The organism is Candidatus Nitrosarchaeum limnium BG20 (assembly GCF_000241145.1).
Taxonomy (GTDB): domain Archaea; phylum Thermoproteota; class Nitrososphaeria; order Nitrososphaerales; family Nitrosopumilaceae; genus Nitrosarchaeum; species Nitrosarchaeum limnae.
The window spans coordinates 1-1,941 of record NZ_AHJG01000210.1; the positions used below are offsets into that span (position 1 = coordinate 1).

At 35.9% G+C, this 1,941-nt stretch carries 1 protein-coding gene and 1 pseudogene; both read right to left on the reverse strand.

What is annotated here, in order from left to right; all coding sequences use genetic code 11:
* The coding region (locus tag BG20_RS07475; RefSeq protein WP_010193050.1) for a cytochrome c biogenesis CcdA family protein at positions 1-593 on the reverse strand (593 nt) is incomplete at its 3' end.
* Between the two features lie 707 nt (positions 594-1,300).
* Positions 1,301-1,941, reverse strand: a pseudogene (locus BG20_RS07480) (hypothetical protein); the annotation flags it as partial.

Sequence of the window (1,941 nt, forward strand, 5' to 3'; positions counted from 1 at the left end):
CCAATCTCTATGCTGCCAGCACCTGCAATGTAGATCAATAACCAATAAAATAATGGATTTGGACAACCAACTCCGGCATTTCCTAATAATAATCCCATGAAAAATGATTTTGAATAATCTTCCCTATTTTGAATAAATTTTGGAGTGCCAGAGTATGATGGCATCTTAAATGAGACTAGTTTTAGTTGAGATAATCCAAAGAAGAATGCTGCAACTCCTGCAACCAAAAACATTATTGTCGATATTTGATCTAGTGATGCCGTCTCTCCAAGTATGGATATTCCAGTACCATATGCTGCAATCATTAGAGTTAGGCCAGCACCAAAAAGTAATGCCATGGAAAGACCCTTCTTGTATCCTTTGCCCATGCTTAGTGGAACAATTATGAAAACCAGAGGCAAAGTGCATGGCAAGACAATCATCGAAAGTCCTGCAACATAGGCTATGATCAACCAAGAAAGATATGTCGCAGACCCTTGATTTTCAACTGCAAACTCGTTTGTAAGTGAGAATATCACTCCAACAAAGATTAATGATATTAATGCAAATGAAACTAGTACTACCGTCTTTTTAGCTGCAATCTGTGTAGACATGAATAATATACGGCAATATTCTATTTAAGAAGAAAATATGAATGTCATACATGGAATCTCATATTTGATTCTCAGAGTTAAAACTAGGACATATGAGTGAAAATCAAGAGATGATGCAACAAATGGTCAGGTGTTCCTATTTACAAATAACAAAAAGAAAATGAAAACTAGATCTGAAATTAAAAAGATTGGGCAAATGCCCAACCTATGGACTGGTCGTAGGTAAACGCGTGGCTTTATGTACCTGCTTTGATTTGCAGTATTTACTTAAAAGACTCCCGTAGAAATTATTCATACTATTCATCAGCACTCCCTAAATACTAGCTTGCAATGTATAGTTTGATTGAAGCTCTCACCAAACAACTAACCGTTGCTGGTCTCAAGTTTCAATTATTTACTCTAAACACAAATAGTATAATAATCTGAAAAAATAATATCTTACATGGCACAAAGAATCACTGTCATGTTAGATGATAATGTCGTAAAAGCACTACGTAACTTGCAGGCAAAGCAGATAAAATCAGCTACATCACATGTTAGTTTCTCCAAATAAATGAAGTACTGCTAAAAAGCATAAAAAATTAATCTTTGTGTTTTATTTTACAATGTCTCTTTAGGTATCCTTCACTAGACAGAGATAGATTGCAGATCTCACATCTGACTCTCTTGCTCAATTTACTACCTTCATATTTTCATAGTTTGAGTTATTAGTTTTCCTCTAGGTGGTTTAGTCTGATGTGGGCCTCTAGTCTTGTTACTAGAATCATTCTGCCGCAATAGGTACAGGTTACTGCTAGTTTTTCAAACTCTTTTGGAGTGAATCGTATGTCTGCATACTTTCCATGATGTGGTACCTTTTGAGACATTACTCCGGAAATTCCTTTACGCCAAGTAATATCATAAAACGAGCAAAAGTCTCTAACTGCTTGGACTTTATGGTAAACTGTAGTGTGCATTCCTTGATCATGCCTTCCTATCTTTGAGCGAATTACCTCTCCATTTTGGAAATGCTTTGCAAAGGAACGCATTATTTTTTCTGTCTTTTTGTTTGATATGATAAGATCATAGGGGGTTACTTCACATGTGTTGCATACTGTTTCAAGGGAACGGAGTCGGTACTTCCAGGTCTTTATTGGCATTCCTTGCTTTCTTGTCAAAAGATCATCCATCCATTCGGATACCAAAGGATCTGATGTGATTTCATGATGCTTGTTAAACTCGTAAAACTCTCTAGTGTCTGATTTTGGTAAAAAGAAATGGCCTGACTTGAGGCGGATAATATTTCCTGTCTTTGATAATTTTGTGATATAGTTGTAGACTGTTTTTTTAGACAGTCCCAAAGTTTTTG